Consider the following 21,428-nt stretch of genomic DNA (forward strand, 5'->3'; position numbering starts at 1 on the left):
TTTTTTCGCCTGCCGGGCCTGAGCGCGCCAGCGGGCTACGAATTCAGGAGACCATCCATGCGTACCAGCCAGCCACAAACCATCTACCTGAGCGACTACAAGGTACCCGCGTATCTGGTGGACACCGTTGATCTGCGATTCGAGCTGTTCGAGGACGGAGCCCGAGTACATAGCACGCTGGCCATCCGTCGTAATCCGGATTCGCAGGAGTCCGCCCCTCCGCTGGAACTGGACGGCGACAGTCTCGTCCTCGAATCGGTAGCCCTGGACGGTACCGCCCTGTCTGAATCCGATTATGAGAATCGCGGCGAGCAGCTGGTCATCCGGTCGGTACCCGAGCGCTTCTCCCTGAGCGTGGTGACCTGGATCGAGCCCCAGAACAACACCCGGCTGGAAGGACTGTACAAATCCTCCGGCATGTTCTGCACTCAGTGTGAGGCCGAGGGATTCCGATGCATTACCTTCTTTCCGGATCGCCCCGATGTGATGGCCCGCTTCCGTACCCGAATTGAAGCCGATCAAAAGGCCTACCCGGTGTTACTGTCTAACGGCAACGACGTGGACAGGGGCGAGCTGGACGATGGTCGCCACTTTATGACCTGGGAGGATCCTTTCCCCAAGCCCTGTTACCTCTTCGCGCTGGTGGCCGGTGACCTGGTGGAGAAACGCGACACGTTCACCACCTGCAGCGGCCGTGACATTGATCTGCGCATGTATGTGGAGCCCAGGAACGCCGAGAAATGTGACCACGCCATGGACTCCCTCAAGCGCTCCATGCGCTGGGATGAGGAGGTCTACGGTCGGGAATACGACCTGGATATCTTCATGATTGTGGCCGTGGACGATTTCAATATGGGCGCCATGGAGAACAAGGGGCTCAACATCTTCAACTCGTCGTGCGTGCTGGCCAGCCAGGAAACCGCCACCGATATGGCGTTCCAGCGTATTGAAGCCATTGTTGCCCACGAGTACTTCCACAACTGGTCCGGCAACCGGGTGACCTGCCGGGACTGGTTCCAGCTCAGTCTGAAGGAAGGGTTTACCGTATTCCGGGATTCCCAGTTTTCCGCAGACATGGGGTCGCCCACGGTCAAGCGAATCGAGGATGTCACCCTGTTGCGAACCGCCCAGTTTGCCGAGGACGGTGGCCCCATGGCCCATCCGGTGCGGCCGGCCTCCTACATGGAAATCTCCAACTTCTACACGCTGACCATCTACGAGAAGGGCGCCGAAGTGGTGCGCATGATCCACACCCTGCTGGGGCCGGAGCTGTTCCGCAAGGGCAGCGACCTGTACTTCCAGCGCCATGATGGCCAAGCCGTAACCACCGATGACTTCGTGCGGGCCATGGAGGATGCCTCGGGCCGTGACCTGAGTCAGTTCCGTCTCTGGTATGAACAGGCGGGAACGCCGATGCTGACAGTGTCTGATGAATTCGACGAAGGCCAGGGCGTCTATCGGCTGACCATCGAGCAGACCATTCCCGATACCCCGGGGCAGACCAACAAGAAGCCCCAGCATATTCCCTTTGCCCTCGGGTTACTGGGCTCCGATGGGCAGCCGCTGCCACTGCGCCTGGCCAGCGATGAGGCGGAGGCGCCAACCGAACGAGTCCTTGAGCTGACCGAAGGCGTGCATACCTTCGAGTTCCACGACATCCCTTCAGAGCCCGTGCCCTCTCTGCTGCGGCATTTCTCGGCGCCGGTGAGGGTGCGTTATCCCTGGACCCGGGAGCAGCTGTTGTTCCTGATGAATCACGACCCGGACGGCTTCAATCGCTGGGATGCCGGCCAGCGTCTGGCGGTGGATGTCATTCAGCGGCTGATTGGCTCACCGGATGACGCGGCCATAGATCCGAGGCTGGTCGAGGCCTACCGCAAGCTGATTACCGACACCGACCTGGATCAGGCCCTGGTGGCGAAAATGCTGCAGTTGCCGTCGGAGGCCTACCTGATCGAACTGGCAGAAAGTGCCGATGTGCCTGCCATCCATCGTGCCAGGGAGCGTGTACTGGAGCATCTGGCCGAGGCGCTTCGGGATGACTTGGTTGCCTGTTACCAGCGCCAGCAAGAGACTGGCCCCTACGAGGTGACACCAGCGGCGATCGCCCGCAGGAGCCTGCGCAACACGGCCCTGGGCTGGCTGTTGATGATTAACGATGACGAAGGTCGGGCGCTGGCGGTTCGCCAGTTGAACGAGGCCGACAATATGACGGACCGGATGGGAGCGCTGCGGGCGCTGGTCAATTCCGATTACGAGGCCGACCGGCGGCAGGCGCTGGATGACTTCTACGACCGCTTCCGCGATGACCCCCAGGTGGTCGAGCAGTGGTTCTCGGTGCAGGCTGCCAGCGACCGCGCAGGTCAGTTGTCCGACATTGAGCAGTTGCTGGCGCATCCGGCGTTCGACTGGAAGAATCCCAACAAGATCCGGTCGGTGATCGGGTCCTTTGCCGGCCAGAACCTGGCGGCTTTCCATAATCCCGACGGTTCGGGGTATCGGTTCCTGGCAGACCAGGTTTGCCGCCTGGACGACAGCAATCCCCAGATTGCGGCCCGTCTGGTAACGCCGCTGACCCGCTGGCGGAAGTTTGCGCCGGCTTACAGCAGCCAGATGCAATCGGCGCTCGAGCGTATCCGCGACAAGGACGGCCTGTCACGGGATGTCTATGAGGTTGTGCACAAGAGCCTGGCTGGGTAAGGCCAGATACAAAATCGCACTTTCGGTCGATAGACTTTAGTGGCAGATCGGCTAATCTGGGTGAAAGTCGGTAGTTCCATAAGACGATAATAAGAGCCTCTTCAGAGGCTTCCAGACGCACTTAAGGTTCCAAAATGACATACAACAAAAACGTGATTCTCGGCGGCCTTCTGGCGCTTTCCGTGGCATCGTCGTCGGCATTGGCGGCGGTGTCTGCCAGTGAGGCGGCACGCCTGGGGAACGAGTTGACTCCCTTTGGCTCACCCAAGGCCGGCAATGAGGCCGGTACCATCCCGCCCTGGACCGGCGGCCTTACTGACCCCCCTCCTGGCTATGAGGGCAGCGGTCAGCACCACATCAATCCGTTCCCGGACGATGAGGTTCTGTTCACCATCACCCCGGCCAATATGGACCAGTACGAGGAGTACCTCACGGACGGCGTGAAGGCATTGCTGGAGACGTATCCGACCACCTTTGAAGTGCCGGTTTACCGCTCCCGTCGGACCCATGCCGTACCCGATTGGGTGGCTGAAAACACCAAGGAAAACGCGGTCAGCGCCGAAATCGTGGGTGAGGGCGAAGGTCTTGATGGTGCTTTCGGGGGCTATCCGTTCCCGATTTTGCACGGCACCAATGAGGAAAAGGCCTGGCAGGCAATCTGGAACCACCTGACCCGGTGGCGTGGTGTTTCCGTGACCCGTCGTTCCAGCGAAGTTGCCGTGCAGACCAACGGCGAGTATGGCCTGGTAACTTCACAGCAGGAAGCCTTCTTCAACTTCTACAACCCCGAGGGCAGCGAGGAGACACTGGATAACGTCATCTTCTATTACCTGTCCTTTACCCAGTCACCGCCCCGTCTGGCCGGTGGCGCGATTCTGATTCACGAAACCCTGAACCAGATCATCAACCCGCGTAATGGCTGGGGTTACAACGCCGGGCAACGGCGCGTGCGTCGGGCCCCGAACCTCGGCTATGATTCGCCCATCGCGGCGGCTGATAACCTGCGTACCGCAGACGACACTGATATCTTCAACGGTGCCCTGGACCGTTATAACTGGACCTACGAGGGTAAGCGGGAAATCTACATTCCCTATAACAACTACCGCATCGGTGAGAAAGGGCTGCCCTATGAGGAGATCCTCGGGATTACCCACATCAACCCGGATCTGACCCGCTGGGAGCTGCATCGGGTGCATGTGGTGGAAGCAACACTCAAGGAAGGTGAGCGGCACATCTACGGCAAGCGTCGGTTCTACATCGACGAGGACAGCTGGAATACCGTGCTGTTGGACCAGTACGACGGTCGGGGCGAGCTCTGGCGTGTGACCATGGGCCTGCCAAAGAATTATTACGAACTCCCGGGCGTGTGGACGGTTCTGGATGTCTATCATGATCTCCAGGCCCGCCGGTATCACGTGCTTGGCCTGGATACCGAAGAGCCGAACACCCGGGTATTCACCAACGAGGTTCCGAACCGGCGCTACTTCTCGCCGGCGTCCCTGCGCCGCCGGAGTGTCCGATAAGGCCCCGGTGACGGAGGACGTGCCCCCGCCCCAGGGAAGTGGCGACCCGACATACCGGCAGCCGTGAGGCTGTCGGTATGTTTACAGTTATACCCGGCAATGCCGGGCAGAGACACAGTTCAACACAACACAATAGGCAATCTGAATGGCTAAAAGGTTGATGTGCAAGACTCTGGGAGCGGCCTGTCTTGGACTTTCCATGGCATGGTCTGCGCCGGCAGCGTTTGCGCTTGCAGATATCATCGAAACCCCGGCCCGGCTGACCGATCTGGCCCCGGAAAATCTCCTGACGGACGTGACCCGCGCAGGCGAGCGTATTGTGGCTGTGGGAGAGCGTGGCCACATCATCTATTCCGACGATGAGGGCAAAACCTGGTCCCAGGGCGAGGTTCCCGTTTCAGTGACCCTGACCGGTATCGATTTCGGCTCGGATACTCATGGCTGGGCGGTGGGCCACAGTGGGGTTGTTCTTAAAACAACCGACGCCGGTGCCACCTGGGAGCTGCAGTTGGACGGTACCCGTGCCCTGGAGCTGGCCATCGAGAGCCGTGAAGAGCAGATTGCCGCCATGGAAGAGCGGATCGAGGAGGCTCCAGAAGAGCAAAAGAGCGACCTCGAGTGGGCGCTGGATGATCTGTTTTTTGCCCTCGAGAACCTGCAGGCGGACCTGGAGATTGGTCCCGTGAACCCGTTGCTGGATGTGTGGTTTGAGAATGAGCAGCGGGGCTTTGTGGTTGGTGCCTATGGTATGTTCCTGCGTACCGTGGATGGCGGTGAAACGTGGAGTGACTGGGCCCCGAGAATTGATAATCGCCAGAACTTCCACCTCAACGGCATCACCCGGATCACCGGTGGCGCCATCGTTCTGGTGGGTGAGGCCGGTCAGATCCACGTATCGGTAGACGGCGGCGAGACCTTCGAGCGCCGCGAGTCCCCCTATGACGGCTCCCTGTTCGGTGTTATCGGAACTGGCCAGGTGAACGAAATCCTGGCATTCGGCCTGCGGGGGAACATGCTGTTCTCCACCGACCTGGGCAAGTCCTGGCGCATGGTTCCGAACTCGGCCGGTGCCACCCTCAACGACGGCGTGGTTGCGGATGACGGACGGATTACGCTGGTTGGTAACGGTGGTGCAGTTCTGCTGAGTACCAATGGCGCGGAAACCTTTCGGGAATCTTTCCGTAGTGATCGCGAGGGTGTGATGAGTGTGGTGCCCATTTCCGGAACCGATCTGCTGATTGTCGGTGAAGGTGGCGCCAAGATCACGGACGCCCGCGGAAAGAACCTTCAATAACGCCCTGATGTGGCAATAACCGAACGAACAATAGAGGGGCTTTTGAATGTCCAACCCGAATCATGACAGGGGTGAGCACTACCTGACCACTCCCAAGGCGGAACCTTTCCTCGAGCGACTGCTGTTCAATAACCGGGCAGCCATCCTGGCGATTCTCGCGTTGCTGACCGTCTTCCTCGGCTATAACGCCGCCAAGATCCAGCCCGATGCCAGCTTCGAGCGCATGATTCCGCTTGAGCATCCGTACATCGTGAACATGCTGGAGCACCGGGAAGATCTGGAGAACCTCGGTAACTTCGTGCGTATCGCCGTTGCTGTGGAAGAAGGCGATATTTTCACTCAGGAGTACATGGAAACCCTGAAGCAGATCACCGATGAGGTGTTCTACCTGAACGGCGTGGACCGTTCCGGTCTGAAATCGCTGTGGACCTCCAACGTCCGCTGGGTAGAGGTGACCGAGCAGGGGTTCCAGGGCGGTACGGTTATCCCCGATGGCTATGACGGCTCCCGCGACAGTCTGGAGCAGCTGCGCCAGAACGTGCTGCGCTCCAACGAAGTGGGGCGTCTGGTCTCGGACAACTTCCAGTCCACCATCGTCTATGCCCCGCTTTACGAGAAGAACCCCGAAACCGGGGAGGCACTGGACTACGCGGAATTCTCCCGTCAGCTTGAAGAAAAGATTCGCGACAAGTACGAAGAGCAGAACCCCAACATCCAGATCCACATCGTTGGCTTCGCCAAGAAAGTGGGCGATCTGATTGAGGGCATCGGCTCCATTGCCTGGTTCGCCGGAATCACCATTGTGCTGACCACGCTTCTGCTGTTCTGGTACTCGCGTTCCATCACCGGCACGCTGGTACCGGTCTTCACGTCGATCATCGCGGTGTTCTGGCAGCTGGGCGCCCTGCGTCTGCTTGGCTACGGGCTCGACCCCTATTCCGTACTGGTGCCGTTCCTGGTGTTTGCTATTGGTATCAGTCACGGTGTACAGATCGTCAACGCCATGGCGGTTGAGGCGGCCAAAGGCTTTGATTCGGTGACGGCCGCACGGCTTGCCTTCAGGGCTCTGTACATCCCGGGCATGCTGGCATTGATATCCGATGCCTTCGGCTTCCTGACCCTGTTCTTCATCGAGATCGACGTCATTCGCGATCTGGCGATTGCCGCGGGTATCGGTGTTGCGTTCGTCATCATTACCAACCTGGTGCTGCACGTTCTGATCATGTCCTACCTCGGCATTTCCAAGGGCGGCGTGCGTCATGTGCAGAACCATGGCGAGAAGCAGGATCGAAAGTGGCGCGTCATGTCTTACTTCTCGCACCCCGGCGTGGCTCCGATTTCCCTGCTCATCGCGGTAATCGGTCTGGGTCTGGGGCTCTATTACAAGCAAGACCTCAAGATTGGTGATCTTGACCAGGGTGCTCCGGAGTTGCGGAAGGATTCCCGTTACAACAAGGACAACGCCTTCATCATCAACAACTACTCGACGAGCGCTGATGTTCTGGTGGTGATGGTCAAGACACCGGAAGAGCAGTGCACCCAGTACAATGTGCTGAGGGCCATGGACAAGCTGCAGTGGGAGCTGCAGAACACGCCGGGTGTCCAGTCGTCCGCTTCTCTGGCCGATGTCTCCAAGATTGTGACCAAGGCTCTGAACGAGGGTAACTGGAAGTGGTATGAGATCTCCCGTAACCAGACCATCATCAATGCCTCCATCCGCGAGGCCCCGGCCGGGCTGATCAACACCGACTGCAGCCTGACCCCGGTGCTGGTGTTCCTGGAAGATCACAAGGCAGAAACCTTGCAGACCGTGGTTGAGCGTGTCGAGGCGTTTGCCGAAGAAAACAGCAACGAAGAACACCGGTTCCTGCTGGCAGCGGGTAACGCCGGCGTTGAAGCGGCCACCAACGAGGTGATTTCCTCGGCCAAGGACAAGATGCTGATCCTGGTCTACGGCGTGGTGAGTTTGTTGTGCCTGGTCACTTTCCGTTCTGTCCGTGCGGTGCTGTGCATCGTGATTCCGCTGGGACTCACCTCGATACTGTGTGAGGCGATCATGGCGGTCTCCGGTATCGGCATCAAGGTGGCCACGCTGCCGGTGATTGCGCTGGGTGTCGGTATTGGTGTCGACTACGGCATCTATATCTACAGCAAGCTCGAGAAGTACCTGCTGGAGGGCAAGACCCTGCAGGAGGCCTACTACGAGACCCTGCGTTCTACCGGTAAGGCGGTTATGTTCACCGGCGTAACACTGGGTCTTGGTGTGGTGACCTGGATCTTCTCGCCCATCAAATTCCAGGCAGACATGGGACTGTTGCTGTTCTTCATGTTCATCTGGAACATGGTCGGTGCTATCTGGCTGTTGCCGGCCCTGGCCCGCTTCCTGCTGCGACCGGATCGCATGGTTGCAAAGGCCCGAGCGGCCAAATAGATCGTCAGTCTCCACGGGAGACGAGGAGCAAAAAAGCCCGCATTGCGGGCTTTTTTGTTGTCCCGTCAACCGGTTAGCCAGCTAATCCAACCTTTATTTATGGTGTGAAGTGGTCTATGTTTTCAGACGACGATGAAGTCTGTCCGTAGGAACGTGCGGGCGATTGCCAATAACACACAGAAAAGGAAGAACTCACATGACACTGAAACTTAAAGCCTCCGCACTCGCTGTCGCTGCAGCCGTCAGTCTCGGTGCTGCCTCCACGTCCGTTTCAGCCCAGGAACAGCGCTTCGTGACCATCGGCACGGGCGGGGTTACCGGCGTTTACTATCCGGCCGGTGGGGCAATCTGTCGTCTGGTGAACATGGATCGTAAGGAGCATGGTATCCGCTGCTCGGTGGAAAGCACCGGCGGCTCTGTCTACAACCTGAACGCCATTCGCCAGGGCGAGCTGGACCTGGCGGTTGCCCAGTCTGACTGGCAGTACCATGCCTATAACGGCACCAGCCAGTTCAAGGACGACGGCGCCAACAAGGAACTGCGTGCGGTATTTTCCCTGCATCCTGAGCCGTTCACCGTGGTCGCCAGCAAAGGGTCCGGTATCAAGACCTTCAAGGACCTGGAGGGCAAGCGGGTATCGGTGGGTAACCCCGGCTCCGGTCAGCGTGCAACAGCAGAAGTCCTTATGGAAGAAATGGGTTGGGGCATGGACAAGTTCGCCCTGGCGGCCGAGATCAAGGCCGCGGAACAGTCCCAGGCTCTCTGTGATGGCAACATCGATGCCTTCTTCTACACCGTCGGCCACCCCTCCGGTGCGATCAAGGAAGCCACCACATCATGCGACAGCGTGATCGTGAGCGTGGATAACGAGGCTACGGAAACCCTGATCGAAGAGAACCCGTACTACCGCAAGGCGGTGATCCCGGGTGGCATGTACCGTGGCACCGATGAAGACGTGACCACGTTCGGTGTGGCCGCTACCTTCGTCTCCTCCACCGATGTACCGGAAGATGTAGTCTATGCTGTCGTCAAAGCGGTATTCGAGAACTTTGACAGCTTCAAGCGACTGCATCCTGCGTTCGCTAACCTGAACAAGGAAGAGATGGTTTCTGATGCCCTGAGTGCGCCGCTGCATCCGGGCGCTGCCAAGTACTACAAGGAAGCTGGCCTGATCGACTGATCGGTCGTTAATCCGGACCGGCGGGCGTTTGCCCGCCGGGTTTCCTTCCAGAGATTAACCTTTCACGCTACAGGAATTACTTATGGCAACGAGCGATCCGTCGAACGGAGGTAGCGCTGGCGGCGGCAATGTAGAGGAAATCCTGCAGACTGAAACCGGAGGCAGGGCGGCCAGCGGCTATGCGGCCGTTATCCTGTTCGTGGTTCCCCTGGTGTGGTCGCTGTTTCAACTTTGGATTGCGTCACCGCTCCCGTTTATTCTGGATTTCGGCATTTTCAATTCGACGGAAGCCCGTTCGATTCACCTGGCCTTCGCTGTTTTTCTGGCCTTCGCGTCCTTTCCGATGATCCGTGGTCGGCACGTCAATAAAGTGCCTTTTTACGATTGGGTCCTCGCCCTGGTGGCGGCTTTTTGTGCCTCCTACCTGTATGTTTTCTATGAAGAGCTGTCTACTCGCCCTGGCGCGCCGATCACTCAGGATCTCTGGGTTGCCCTGATTGGTTTGGTGCTGTTGCTGGAAGCGACCCGACGCTCGCTTGGCCTGCCACTGACCATTGTGGCTGCGGTCTTTATTACCTATTCCATTGCCGGCCCCTACATGCCGGATGTGATTGCGCACAAGGGGGTCAGCCTCAGTAAGCTGGCGTCTCATCAATGGCTCGGTACGGAAGGGGTGTTCGGTGTCGCCCTTGGGGTGTCCACCAGCTTCGTCTTCCTGTTTGTGCTTTTCGGCGCCCTGCTGGAGCGGGCTGGCGCCGGTAACTATTTCATCAAAGTAGCCTACGCCATGCTTGGTCATATGCGCGGCGGTCCCGCCAAGGCGGCGGTGGTGTCCAGCGGTCTGAGCGGGGTGATTTCCGGTTCCTCGATTGCCAACGTAGTAACAACCGGTACCTTCACCATTCCGTTGATGAAGCGGGTGGGTTTCCCTGCAACCAAGGCTGGTGCGGTCGAGGTTGCCGCTTCCACCAACGGGCAACTGACGCCCCCGATCATGGGCGCCGCTGCATTCCTGATGGTGGAGTACGTAGGGATCTCATACCTTGAGGTCATCAAGCACGCCATTCTGCCTGCCCTGATTTCCTATGTGGCATTGATCTACATCGTTCACCTTGAGGCCTGCAAGCTCAATATGCAGGGTATCGAACGCCTCAACAAGCCGACCCTTGCCCAGCGCATGCTCAACTGGGTGGTCATTCTGATCGGGCTGATTGTGGTTACCCTGGCCGTGTATTACGGCATCGGCTGGATGAAGACGCTTCTGGGCGAGGCGGCTATCTGGGTGCTTGCGCCACTGCTTGTGCTTGTCTATGTGGCGCTGGTGGGCTACGCGACTCGTTTTCCCGAGTTGGAAGAAGACGATCCGAACAAGGACATGGGCGAGCTGCCCCCGGTCGGACCAACCGTGAAAACTGGCCTGTATTTCCTGCTTCCGGTCGTGGTTCTGGTGTGGTGCCTGACGGTCGAGCGCTTCTCACCTCAGCTCTCAGCGTTCTGGGCGACCCTGTTCATGATTTTCATTGTGATCACACAGAGGCCTCTGAAGGCCTTCTTCCGCAAGCATGGTGACTTCGGCCGCCTGACCCTGGATGGTTTCTTCGATCTTGCCCATTCACTGGCCACCGGCGCCCGCAATATGGTCGGTATTGGTGTTGCGACCGCGACCGCGGGGATTGTTGTGGGTACCGTCACGCTTACGGGTATTGGCCTGGTGATGACGGCCTTCGTGGAGTTCCTGTCTGGCGGCAATCTGCTGCTGATGCTGATCTTTACCGCGGTTATCAGCCTGATTCTCGGCATGGGCCTGCCGACCACAGCCAACTATATCGTGGTCTCGACCCTGATGGCGCCGGTGATCGTAACTCTTGGGGCCCAGAACGGGCTTATTGTGCCGCTGATCGCGGTGCACCTGTTCGTGTTCTACTTCGGTATCCTCGCTGATGATACGCCGCCGGTGGGTCTTGCCGCCTACGCGGCAGCGGCCATTTCGGGTGCCGACCCGATACGAACGGGTGTGCAGGGTTTCACCTACGATATTCGAACAGCGATCCTGCCGTTCATGTTCATTTTCAACACCCAGTTGCTGCTGATCGGCCTTACCGGCTGGTTTGATCTGCTGGTTACGATATTCAGCGCGGTCACGGCCATGCTGGTGTTCTCGGCGGCAACCCAGGGCTTCTGGTTCACCAAGAACTACAAGTGGGAAACCCTCCTGCTGTTGCTGATCACTTTCACCATGTTCCGTCCCGGATACTGGTGGGACATGATCTATCCCCCCACCGAAGATCGTCCGGGTGTGCAGGTCATGGAGTATGTTGAAGATATTCCGGCGGACCAGCCGATCATACTGAAGGCGTCTGGTATGAACATCGACGGCGACGAGGTGAGCACCTATGTCCGGCTGCCCATACCCGCGGGCGAGACACCGGAGCAGCGACTCATGGAGGCTGGCCTGGAACTGAGTCCCGATGGCGACAAGATGGTGGTGGATTTTGTCGCGTTTGGCAGCCCTGCGGAGAGAGTCGGTATCCAGTTTGGCTGGACAATCGACGCAGTGCAGGTGGAGTTGCCCCGGCCCCCGAAAGAGCTGATGTTCATCCCGGCATTGCTCCTGTTGGGGCTACTTGCCTATGGCCAGCTGCGACGGCGGGCAAGGGAGGAGACCATGGGCCAGACGGCCTGACGCCACGCAACACCTGGAAGAAAACCGTGAAACCCGGCATTAACCTGCCGGGTTTTTTTCTGTTAGACTTCGCGACGAAATGGCCCGCGGTTTGTGTCGCGCAGTGCCGTCACCAAGTGGTCTCTGGTATAGATCACCGCTGAGTAACCAACAGGAGTATTTCATGCCCGTCGTAACCCTGCCTGACGGCAGTCACCGCAGTTTTGCCGAACCTGTTACCGTTCACGATGTTGCCGCTGACATTGGCGCCGGCCTGGCCAAAGCCGCCCTGGCGGGCAAGGTGGACGGCAAGCTGGTAGACACCAGCTACCGCATCGAGAAAGACGCCGATCTGGCCATTGTCACCGAGCGCGATGAAGAGGGCGTGGATGTTATTCGCCATTCAACCGCCCACCTGATGGCCATGGCTGTCCAGGAACTGTTTCCGGGTGCCCAGGTCACCATTGGTCCGGTGATCGACAATGGCTTCTATTACGACTTCAAGTACGATCGCCCCTTCACCAATGAAGATCTGGCGCGCATCGAGAAGCGCATGGAAGAACTCGCCAAACAGGATATTCCGGTTCACCGTTCCGTTATGTCTCGCGAAGAGGCCATCAAGCTCTTTGAAGAGATGGGCGAAGAGTACAAGGTCCGGATTATCCAGGACATTCCCGGCGATGAGGATCTCTCGTTCTATCGCCAGGGCGATTTCATTGACCTGTGTCGAGGCCCGCATGTGCCCAGCACCGGCAAGCTCAAGGCATTCAAACTCACCAAGGTGGCCGGCGCTTACTGGCGTGGCGACACCAGCAACGAACAGCTGCAACGGGTTTATGGCACCGCCTGGGGTAACAAGAAAGACCTGAAAGCCTATCTGCACCGGCTGGAAGAGGCCGAAAAGCGGGACCACCGCAAGATCGGCAAGAAGCTCGACCTGTTCCACATGCAGGAAGAGGCGCCGGGCATGGTGTTCTGGCATCCCGATGGCTGGTCGCTGTACCAGGAAGTCGAGCAGTACATGCGGCGCAAGCAGCAGGAGCATGGCTACAAAGAGATCAAGACACCGCAGGTGGTGTCCCGCACCCTCTGGGAAAAGTCGGGCCACTGGGACAAGTTCAAGGATGACATGTTCACCACCGAGTCGGAGAAGCACGACTACGCCATCAAGCCGATGAACTGCCCATGCCATGTGCAGGTGTTCAACCAGGGGCTCAAGAGCTACAAGGATCTGCCGTTGAGGCTGGCGGAGTTCGGCTCCTGTCACCGCAACGAGGCTTCCGGCGCTCTGCACGGATTGATGCGGGTGCGCGGTTTTACCCAGGATGACGCCCACATTTTCTGTGAAGAAAATGCCATCCAGGAAGAGGTGTCCGCGTTTATTGAAATGCTGCACGAGATCTACACGGACTTCGGTTTTACCGAGATCCTCTACAAGCTCTCGACACGGCCGGAAAAGCGGGTTGGCTCTGACGAAGTCTGGGACAAGGCGGAAGCGGCCCTGGAAGAAGCGCTTAACCGCGAAGGGGTTGACTGGGAATTGTTGCCTGGTGAGGGTGCTTTCTACGGCCCGAAGATCGAGTTCTCCCTGAAAGACTGTATCGGTCGGGTATGGCAGTGTGGCACTATTCAGGTCGATTTCTCCATGCCGGGACGGCTGGGGGCGCAGTATGTGGCCGACAATTCCGAGCGTCGCACACCGGTGATGCTGCACCGTGCGGTGCTGGGCTCGTTCGAGCGTTTCATCGGTATTCTGATCGAGGAATACGAGGGGGCGTTCCCGACTTGGCTGGCGCCCACTCAGGTGGCGGTCCTCAATATTACCGATAATCAGCGCGATTATTGCCAGAATCTGGCGAAAAAGTGGGATTCTTTGGGCTATCGGGTTAATGCTGACTTGAGAAACGAGAAGATCGGCTTTAAAATCCGCGAGCATACTCTTAACAAGGTTCCCTATCTTGTCGTCGTCGGCGACAAGGAAATTGAAAACAACGCGGTTGCCGTACGCACCCGAAAGGGCGAAGATCTGGGTACCTTATCGCTTGAAGCGTTTGAACAGTTGCTCGCAGAGGACATTCAGCGCAAAGGCAGAACCAAAACGGAGATCTGATTATTAAACAGCGAACGAATCGGGGTGGGCGTACTCCTAAAGCGCCTATCAATGAGAACATTGACGCAACTGAAGTCCGCCTGATCGACGCCGAAGGCAATCAGGTTGGTATTGTGCCGATTGAGGATGCACTGAAACAGGCCGAAGAGGCCTCTCTCGATCTGGTGCAGGTTACGGATTCCGATCCGATCGTCTGCAAGATAATGGATTACGGCAAGAAGATCTTCGAAGAGAAGAAGGCCAAGGCGGCTGCCAAGAAAAAACAGAAGCAGACGCAGGTTAAAGAGCTTAAGTTCCGTCCCGGAACTGAAGAAGGGGATTATCAGGTCAAACTACGCAACCTGATACGTTTCCTTGAGAACGGGGACCGCGGCAAAATCACGATCCGCTTCCGTGGCCGTGAGATGGCACACCAGGAAATTGGTATGCAACTCATGCAGCGCATTGAATCAGACGTGGAAGAGCTTGCCCAGGTAGAGATGCGGCCGAAAATGGAAGGCCGGCAGATGACCATGGTTGTGGCGCCCCGCAAGAAGAAGTGAGCCTGATCGGGTGCTTGTCCCCCGCGCATGCGGGGGATTTGTCGTTCAGGAACACACAATTGTTTATTTAAAATAGAATGCGGAGTTTTAAAAAATGCCTAAGATGAAAACCAAAAGCGGAGCCACCAAGCGGTTCAAGAAAACCGCCACCGGCTTCAAGCACAAGCAGTCCTTCACCAGTCACATCCTGACCAAGAAGAGCCCGAAGCGTAAGCGTCAGCTGCGCGGCACCAAGCTCATCGCCAAGTCTGATGTGGCATCTATCAAGCGTATGACCGCGTGCTGATCCAGCCGCGCCAATCATTCCTTAGAAAGTAAAGGTAGAAGGATTAAAGTATGGCTCGTGTAAAACGTGGTGTGGTCGCACGCCGTCGTCACAAAAAGATTCTTAATCAGGCCAAAGGCTACTACGGTGCGCGCAGTCGTGTATTCCGCGTAGCCAAGCAGGCGGTTATCAAGGCCGGTCAGTACGCTTACCGTGACCGTCGTAACCGCAAGCGTGCATTCCGCGCCCTGTGGATTGCCCGTATCAACGCTGGCGCCCGCGCGAACGGTCTGTCTTACAGCCGTCTGATTGCTGGCCTGAAGAAGGCAAACGTTGAAATCGATCGTAAGGTTCTGGCCGATCTGGCCATGAACGAGCAGCAGGCGTTTGCCGCTGTTGTTGAGAAGGCCAAAGCGTCCCTGTGATCGCTTAGCTCTTTCATCGATTGCTGATCGATATGGGCGCCTCGTGAGATCATGATGGCGCCTTCTGATAGGGGAAGGGCACGCTCTTCCCCTATTTTTGTTTGTGAAACTGCAGATTTAGCACTCCCATTTCTGGTTTGGAGCAGGGTCAATGGAAAACCTGGAGCAACTGGTTCAGGACGGTCTGGCGGCGGTCGAAAAAGCAGACAGCCTGCAGGCACTTGATCAAATTCGAGTGGAATACCTCGGCAAGAAGGGTTCGATAACCCAGCAGGCAAAGACCCTGGGTAAGCTCTCCGCCGAGGAGCGTCCGGCAGCGGGCCAGAAAATCAACGAAGCCAAAGCCAGGGTGGAAGAGGCGATCAATGCCCGGCGCCACGATCTTGAGCGGGTTGCCATCGAGAAAAAGCTCGCCAGCGAATCCATTGACGTAACCCTGCCGGGGCGTGGCCAGGATCTTGGTGGACTGCATCCGGTGACTCGTACACTGCAGCGAATCGAGCAATTCTTCGCCCGGGCCGGCTATACCGTAGAGCAGGGGCCGGAGATCGAAGACGATTATCATAACTTCGAGGCGTTGAATATTCCCGGGCATCATCCGGCCCGTGCCATGCACGACACCTTCTATTTCAACCCAGGCACGCTGTTGCGTACCCATACCTCTCCTGTGCAGATTCGCACCATGGAGGCCGGCAAGCCGCCCTTCCGGATGATCTGTCCAGGTCGGGTGTACCGTTGTGATTCCGACATGACCCACACCCCCATGTTCCACCAGGTGGAAGGGCTGCTGGTTGAGGAGAATGTGAGCTTCGCGGATCTGAAAAGCACGGTGGAGGAGTTCCTGCGGGTGTTCTTCGAACGTGACCTGCAGGTGCGCTTCCGGCCATCCTACTTCCCGTTCACCGAACCCTCCGCGGAAGTGGACATTGAATGGGGTCGTGAGGCTGACGGCTCCATCAAGTGGCTGGAGGTGATGGGGTGCGGCATGGTGCATCCCAAGGTATTCGAATATTGCGGAATTGATGCCGAGCAATACCGTGGCTTTGCCTTTGGTCTGGGCGTTGAGCGTCTGGCCATGCTCCGCTACGGCGTGAACGACCTGCGGATGTTCTTTGAGAACGATCTGCGCTTTTTGCGCCAATTCCGGTAACGCGCAGGGTCAGGCATCCAACCAATCAGGCAAAACCGCATCAGGACAAGGCAAGAACCATGAAATTCAGTGAACAGTGGCTGCGTGAATGGGTTAATCCGGAAATCGGAACCCAGGAATTGATGGACCAGATTACCATGGCGGGTCTGGAGGTAGATGGGTTCGAACCGGTTGCCGGCCAGTTCAGTGGCGTGATCGTGGGTGAGGTGATCTCGGTAAAGCCCCATCCGGACGCCGACAAGCTGCGGGTTTGCCAGGTGAGCGACGGCAGCTCCGAGGTTCAGGTCGTGTGCGGTGCGCCCAACGTGCGCGAGGGCCTGAAAGTGCCGTTTGCGGTGGTTGGTGCTCAGTTGCCCGGCGATTTCAAGATCAAGAAAGCCAAGCTGCGTGGCCAACCTTCAGAAGGCATGCTGTGCTCCGAGGCGGAACTGGGGCTGTCGGAGAATCACGATGGCCTGATGGAGCTACCGACAGACGCCCCCGTCGGAAAGGACGTGGCGGATTATTTGAAGCTGAACGACGTGACCATCGATGTCGATCTGACGCCCAACCGCGCCGATTGTCTCTCCATCAAGGGCCTGGCCCGCGAAGTGGGTGTGCTCAACGGTCTCCTGGTTGAAAGCCCCGAAATCGAGCCGGTGGAGGCCGTTCACTCGGAAGTCCCGGATATCCGCATTGAAGCCCCTGCCGGTTGCCCGCGCTACCTCGGACGCATTCTCCGTAACGTGAACTTGCAGGCGGAATCGCCCCTGTGGATGCAGGAAAAGCTACGCCGCTCCGGTATTCGTGCGATTGATGCCGCCGTGGATGTTACCAACTACGTGATGCTCGAGCTTGGTCAGCCCATGCACGCCTTTGATCGCGACGAGATTCAGGGTGGCATAGTCGTTCGCATGGCGCGGGCTGGCGAAAAGCTGGTGTTGCTGGACGGCCAAGAAGTCGAACTGAATGCAGAAACCCTGGTCATTGCGGACCATAAAAAGCCGATTGCCATTGCCGGTGTCATGGGTGGCGAGCACTCGGGTGTGAGCCCGAAAACCCGCGATCTGGTTCTGGAAGCGGCTTACTTTGATCCGATTACCCTGGCAGGGAAGGCTCGCCATTATGGCCTTCACACCGACGCCTCACACCGTTTTGAGCGAGGCGTGGATTACAAGCTTGCGCGAGAGGCCATGGAGCGCGCCACCCAGCTGCTGATGGACATTGTCGGCGGCGAGCCGGGTGAGATCGTTGAGGTGGCCAGCGACGAGGATTTGCCCGGGGACCGTCTGGTGGACCTGAGGGCGGGTCGACTGAACGACGTGCTGGGCATGGCGATTGACCGCACCACGGTTGAGGAAATCCTCACCCGGCTTGGCCTGCATGTGGAGAAGCTCCTCAAGGACGGCTGGCGCGTCAGCGTGCCCAGCTTCCGGCCGGATATCTCTATCGAAGAAGATCTGATCGAAGAGGTTGGCCGGATCTTTGGCTACAACAACCTGCCTGTGACTGAACCCACGGGCTCTCTGGGGCTGCGTCCGGTAGCCGAAGCCGTTCGGCCGGTTTCGGCGATTCGCAATTTCTTTGTGGATCAGGGCTATCAGGAGGCGGTGACCTACAGTTTTGTGGACCCGAAAGTTCAGCAACTGGTGGATCCCGACCGGGAAGGCATCGCTCTGGCCAATCCCATATCGTCGGATCTGTCCGTGATGCGTACCAGTCTCTGGAGCGGCCTGCTGAAAACCGTGGCCCATAACCAGAACCGGCAGCAACCGAGAATCCGGCTGTTCGAAACCGGTCTGCGCTTCCTGCAGGAAGGCGAGCGTATTGACCAGCAGCCGATGCTGGCGGGTGTTGTGGTTGGCAGCCAGTATCCCGAAAACTGGGCAAACGGTCGCAGAACGGCGGATTTCTTTGATGTAAAAGGAGAATTGGAAAGCCTGTTCCGGCTGCTGGGTGTGGAAATACAGTTCATCGGTAGTCAGCATCCGGCACTCCACCCGGGCCAGACCGCGGAACTGCTGCGCGACGGCGAGCATGTGGGCTGGCTCGGGACGCTGCATCCGCAAGTGCAGAAAAATCTTGAACTTAATGGCACGATCCTGATGTTTGAGCTATTCTTGAATTCGATCGTCACTGGTTATGTGCCTAATTTCAAAGAAATTTCAAAATTCCCGGAAGTTCGGCGGGATTTGGCTATCATTATCGGGAGCGATGTGGCGTTTGCCGACGTTGAGCGTGTGGCCAGAAAGCACGCCGGCGAGCGGCTGACCGCCTTGCGGGCGTTCGATGTCTATGAAGGTGAAAGCCTGGGTGAGGGCAACCGTAGCCTGGCCCTGAGCCTGTTCTGGCAGCATCCTGAGCGCACGCTGAACGAAGACGAAGTGCATTCGCTCTTCAACGGTGTGATTGACGCATTGAAAGAAGAGCTGGGGGCAACACTGAGGAGTTGAGAGATGGCGGCTTTGACGAAAGCGGAAATGGCGGAGCGGTTGTACGAGGAATTGGGCCTGAACAAACGCGAAGCCAAGGAAATGGTGGAAGCTTTTTTCGACGAAATCAGAGGCGCACTCAGTCACAACGAGCAGGTTAAATTGTCCGGTTTTGGCAATTTCGACCTGCGTGACAAAAAACAGCGGCCGGGACGGAACCCGAAGACCGGTGAAGAGATTCCGATCAGTGCACGGCGTGTTGTTACGTTTCGCCCGGGACAAAAACTAAAGCAAAAAGTTGAAGCGTATGCTGGAACCCAGTCATAACAACGAACTTCCCGCGATTCCGGGAAAACGGTATTTCACGATCGGTGAGGTGGCCGAGCTCTGTGCCGTGAAAGCGCACGTGCTGCGGTACTGGGAGCAGGAGTTCCCCCAGCTGTCGCCGGTCAAACGCCGCGGTAACCGCCGCTACTACCAGCGGGCCGATGTGATCACCATCCGCCAGATCCGCAGCCTGCTGTACGATCAGGGTTACACCATCGGTGGCGCCAAGCAGAAGCTGAGCAGTCACGAGGTCAAAGACGATACCTCCCAGTACAAACAGCTCATCCGTCAGATGATTACCGAGCTGGAAGAGGTGCTTGAGGCTCTGAACGCCCCCGTGAAATAGGGCAGCCAGAAGGTTCAAGCATTCTTTGAAGGTTCCGCGAAACCGGAATAGTCCCATGACTGCTCCGGTTTTTTATTGGCGAGCACGCAATAAAAAAGCCCGGACCTTTCGGTCCGGGCTTTTTCTCGAATCTGGTCGGGACGGCAGGATTTGAACCTGCGACCCTCTGCACCCCATGCAGATGCGCTACCAGGCTGCGCTACGCCCCGATTCGCCGCTTGCCACCGGGAAACTTGAGAGTAATCTCAGTGGCTTAGCGGGAGCGAAGTCTACACGAGCGCAAACCAAAAATAAACATCCGGGAGTGAATTTACCCCTTTTTTCTAGCTTGTCAGCGAAGCTTGGTATCCCGCAACTGGCGGATAAATTCCGGCGGTTCGAATGTATCCGCCCGCGCGGTCTCCCAGTACTTGTCGAAAATCGTCAAGCCCGTTTCGCCGTCCAACAGTGCGCCAGGCTCCAGGAACGGAAAGATCTCCATGTACGAGTGCACTTCGGCTCGTGATTCGCGTCGCACGATGTGTTCCGGGCCGAGCTCTGAGGGATGGCGCAGCCCCGAGGCTTCCAGCAAGTTCTGAAGCGCGTCCAGGGTGTTCTTGTGATAGTTGTAGACCCGTACACTTTTGTCCTGTACGTCCAGCTTGCTACTGCGCCTGGGGTCCTGTGTGGCGACGCCGCTCGGGCATTTGCCGGTGTGGCAGCTGAGCGACTGGATGCAGCCCAGGGCAAACATGTACCCGCGGGCCGCGTTGCACCAGTCGGCACCCAGGGCCAGGGTTCTGGCAATGTTGAACGCGGAGGTGATTTTGCCGGCGGCGCCCACCGCGATGTCTTCCCGAAGGTTGGTGCCCACAAGTGTGTTGTGAACCAGAAGCAAGGCTTCGGTCATGGGCATGCCTAGGCGGTTAATGAACTCCAGGGGCGCGGCGCCAGTGCCGCCCTCGCCGCCGTCCACTACAATGAAGTCGGGTCGCCGTCCGCTCTCAAGCATCGCCTTGACGATCCCGAACCATTCCCAGGGATGCCCGATGGCCAGCTTGAAGCCCACCGGCTTGCCACCGGAAAGCTCTCTGAGGCGATCAATGAATTCGAGCATTTCCAGTGGTGTGGAAAAAGCCGAGTGGCTCGCCGGGGAGACACAGTCTTCTCCCACAGACACGCCTCTGGCTTCGGCGATTTCCCGGGTAACCTTGGCGCCAGGCAGGATGCCGCCGTGGCCGGGTTTGGCGCCCTGGGATAGTTTGAGTTCTATCATTTTGACCTGGTCCAGGGTCGCGTTCTTTCGGAACATGTCCTCATTAAAGGCGCCGTTTTTGTCGCGGCACCCGAAATAGCCAGAGCCGATCTCCCAGACCAGGTCGCCACCGGGCTGTCGGTGGTAGCGGGAGATCGAGCCCTCTCCGGTGTCGTGATAGAAACCGCCCATTTTGGCGCCGGCATTCAGGCTGAGGATCGCGTTTGCTGAAAGCGATCCGAAACTCATGGCGGATATGTTGAAGACGCTCGCGCTGTATGGCTTCTCGCAGCGCCTGCCGATCACCACCCGGAAATCGCTGTCGGTCAGGCGGGTTGGTGCCAGTGAATGGTTCATCCATTCAAACCCTTCCTCATACATGTGTAGAAGAGAACCGAAAGGTCGTTTATCCAGCACGTTCTTGGCGCGCTGATAGACAATGCTTCGCTGCTCGCGCGAGAACGGGCGCTCCTCGGTGTCTGACTGGATGAAGTATTGTCGGATTTCCGGCCCGATGGACTCCAGCATGTACCGGAAATGCGCCGTGATCGGGTACATCCGGCTAACCGTATGCCTCCGCTGAAGCAGGTCATAGGTTCCCAGGGCTGCGAAAAGGCCGAAAACGACAGGGAAGAGGTAGCCTGCACCGTAAAACACAGACAGTGCCAGTGAGGCCAGAAAACCGACAACACTCAGCACGTAAACCGTGTAGCGGAGGGGAAATGTCTTTGTTCTTTCCATGGGTTCCTCTGTTGCGGCGTCCATCCGGCAGCGCCGGGTTTATTTGAAGTGTAGCCCGGTACGCGCGAGGACCGACGTCAGATTGTT

Annotated in this window: 15 protein-coding genes and 1 tRNA gene; 14 read left to right on the plus strand and 2 right to left on the minus strand. The window is 57.9% G+C overall.

Annotated features, from left to right (window positions below; translation table 11 throughout):
* The first annotated feature begins 57 nt into the window (after positions 1-57).
* The 14 genes from pepN (at position 58) to BM344_RS15390 (ending at position 19,366) form a co-directional block, all read left to right on the plus strand.
* Positions 58-2,700: an aminopeptidase N gene (gene pepN / locus BM344_RS15325; protein WP_091992068.1), complete on the plus strand. Its 2,643-nt coding sequence runs from the start codon at positions 58-60 to the stop codon at positions 2,698-2,700.
* A gap of 134 nt (positions 2,701-2,834) precedes the next feature.
* A complete protein-coding gene (locus tag BM344_RS15330) occupies positions 2,835-4,223 on the plus strand; it encodes a DUF1329 domain-containing protein (protein ID WP_091992069.1) in 1,389 nt (462 codons plus the stop codon).
* A 199-nt stretch (positions 4,224-4,422) separates the two neighbouring features.
* The gene (locus BM344_RS15335; protein WP_228143659.1) at positions 4,423-5,517 is read left to right on the plus strand and encodes a WD40/YVTN/BNR-like repeat-containing protein; all 1,095 of its coding nucleotides are present in this window, start codon (positions 4,423-4,425) and stop codon (positions 5,515-5,517) included.
* Between the two features lie 46 nt (positions 5,518-5,563).
* The gene (locus tag BM344_RS15340; RefSeq protein ID WP_091992071.1) at positions 5,564-7,948 is read left to right on the plus strand and encodes an efflux RND transporter permease subunit; all 2,385 of its coding nucleotides are present in this window, start codon (positions 5,564-5,566) and stop codon (positions 7,946-7,948) included.
* A gap of 196 nt (positions 7,949-8,144) precedes the next feature.
* Complete coding sequence (locus BM344_RS15345; RefSeq protein ID WP_091992072.1) at positions 8,145-9,128, plus strand: TAXI family TRAP transporter solute-binding subunit; 984 nt, start codon at positions 8,145-8,147, stop codon at positions 9,126-9,128.
* A gap of 82 nt (positions 9,129-9,210) precedes the next feature.
* Positions 9,211-11,811 carry a TRAP transporter permease gene (locus tag BM344_RS15350; protein ID WP_091992073.1) on the plus strand — a complete coding sequence of 867 codons (2,601 nt, stop codon included), beginning with the start codon at positions 9,211-9,213 and terminating at the stop codon, positions 11,809-11,811.
* A 163-nt stretch (positions 11,812-11,974) separates the two neighbouring features.
* On the plus strand, positions 11,975-13,900 hold the full coding sequence (gene thrS, locus BM344_RS15355; protein ID WP_091992074.1) for a threonine--tRNA ligase: 1,926 nt from the start codon (positions 11,975-11,977) through the stop codon (positions 13,898-13,900).
* Positions 13,897-14,442 (plus strand): translation initiation factor IF-3, encoded by a 546-nt coding sequence (gene infC / locus BM344_RS15360; RefSeq protein ID WP_091992075.1) that lies wholly within the window; start codon positions 13,897-13,899, stop codon positions 14,440-14,442. Before thrS ends, infC begins: the two co-directional genes overlap by 4 nt.
* 94 nt (positions 14,443-14,536) lie before the next feature.
* Positions 14,537-14,728, plus strand: coding sequence for a 50S ribosomal protein L35 (gene rpmI, locus BM344_RS15365; protein WP_007151842.1), 192 nt, complete (start codon positions 14,537-14,539; stop codon positions 14,726-14,728).
* A gap of 50 nt (positions 14,729-14,778) precedes the next feature.
* Positions 14,779-15,132 carry a 50S ribosomal protein L20 gene (rplT, locus tag BM344_RS15370; RefSeq protein WP_008170485.1) on the plus strand — a complete coding sequence of 118 codons (354 nt, stop codon included), beginning with the start codon at positions 14,779-14,781 and terminating at the stop codon, positions 15,130-15,132.
* Between the two features lie 151 nt (positions 15,133-15,283).
* Positions 15,284-16,282, plus strand: a complete 999-nt coding sequence (gene pheS, locus BM344_RS15375) for a phenylalanine--tRNA ligase subunit alpha (RefSeq protein ID WP_091992076.1) — start codon at positions 15,284-15,286, stop codon at positions 16,280-16,282.
* 59 nt (positions 16,283-16,341) lie between these two features.
* Positions 16,342-18,714 (plus strand): phenylalanine--tRNA ligase subunit beta, encoded by a 2,373-nt coding sequence (gene pheT / locus BM344_RS15380; protein WP_091992077.1) that lies wholly within the window; start codon positions 16,342-16,344, stop codon positions 18,712-18,714.
* Between the two features lie 3 nt (positions 18,715-18,717).
* Positions 18,718-19,020 (plus strand): integration host factor subunit alpha, encoded by a 303-nt coding sequence (ihfA, locus tag BM344_RS15385; protein WP_007151838.1) that lies wholly within the window; start codon positions 18,718-18,720, stop codon positions 19,018-19,020.
* Positions 19,001-19,366 carry a MerR family transcriptional regulator gene (locus BM344_RS15390; protein ID WP_091992078.1) on the plus strand — a complete coding sequence of 122 codons (366 nt, stop codon included), beginning with the start codon at positions 19,001-19,003 and terminating at the stop codon, positions 19,364-19,366. Before ihfA ends, BM344_RS15390 begins: the two co-directional genes overlap by 20 nt.
* Positions 19,367-19,498: 132 nt before the next feature.
* On the opposite strand, the gene BM344_RS15395 is transcribed toward BM344_RS15390, so the two are convergent.
* Together BM344_RS15395 and BM344_RS15400 are read right to left on the minus strand one after the other, a co-directional pair.
* Positions 19,499-19,575, minus strand: a tRNA-Pro gene (locus BM344_RS15395).
* Between the two features lie 122 nt (positions 19,576-19,697).
* The gene (locus BM344_RS15400; protein ID WP_091992177.1) at positions 19,698-21,341 is read right to left on the minus strand and encodes an FMN-binding glutamate synthase family protein; all 1,644 of its coding nucleotides are present in this window, start codon (positions 21,339-21,341) and stop codon (positions 19,698-19,700) included.
* Positions 21,342-21,428: the final 87 nt, after the last annotated feature.

Source organism: Marinobacter gudaonensis (assembly GCF_900115175.1).
GTDB lineage: Bacteria > Pseudomonadota > Gammaproteobacteria > Pseudomonadales > Oleiphilaceae > Marinobacter > Marinobacter gudaonensis.

Coding starts and splice junctions, on each gene's coding strand:
- ihfA (WP_007151838.1), top strand. CDS start 18,718: ATGGCGGCTTTGACGAAAGCGGAAATGGCGGAGCGGTTGTACGAGGAA.
- pepN (WP_091992068.1), top strand. CDS start 58: ATGCGTACCAGCCAGCCACAAACCATCTACCTGAGCGACTACAAGGTA.
- BM344_RS15390 (WP_091992078.1), top strand. CDS start 19,001: ATGCTGGAACCCAGTCATAACAACGAACTTCCCGCGATTCCGGGAAAA.
- BM344_RS15330 (WP_091992069.1), top strand. CDS start 2,835: ATGACATACAACAAAAACGTGATTCTCGGCGGCCTTCTGGCGCTTTCC.
- BM344_RS15350 (WP_091992073.1), top strand. CDS start 9,211: ATGGCAACGAGCGATCCGTCGAACGGAGGTAGCGCTGGCGGCGGCAAT.
- BM344_RS15345 (WP_091992072.1), top strand. CDS start 8,145: ATGACACTGAAACTTAAAGCCTCCGCACTCGCTGTCGCTGCAGCCGTC.
- thrS (WP_091992074.1), top strand. CDS start 11,975: ATGCCCGTCGTAACCCTGCCTGACGGCAGTCACCGCAGTTTTGCCGAA.
- BM344_RS15335 (WP_228143659.1), top strand. CDS start 4,423: ATGGCATGGTCTGCGCCGGCAGCGTTTGCGCTTGCAGATATCATCGAA.
- pheS (WP_091992076.1), top strand. CDS start 15,284: ATGGAAAACCTGGAGCAACTGGTTCAGGACGGTCTGGCGGCGGTCGAA.
- rpmI (WP_007151842.1), top strand. CDS start 14,537: ATGCCTAAGATGAAAACCAAAAGCGGAGCCACCAAGCGGTTCAAGAAA.
- BM344_RS15340 (WP_091992071.1), top strand. CDS start 5,564: ATGTCCAACCCGAATCATGACAGGGGTGAGCACTACCTGACCACTCCC.
- pheT (WP_091992077.1), top strand. CDS start 16,342: ATGAAATTCAGTGAACAGTGGCTGCGTGAATGGGTTAATCCGGAAATC.
- rplT (WP_008170485.1), top strand. CDS start 14,779: ATGGCTCGTGTAAAACGTGGTGTGGTCGCACGCCGTCGTCACAAAAAG.
- BM344_RS15400 (WP_091992177.1), bottom strand. CDS start 21,341: ATGGAAAGAACAAAGACATTTCCCCTCCGCTACACGGTTTACGTGCTG.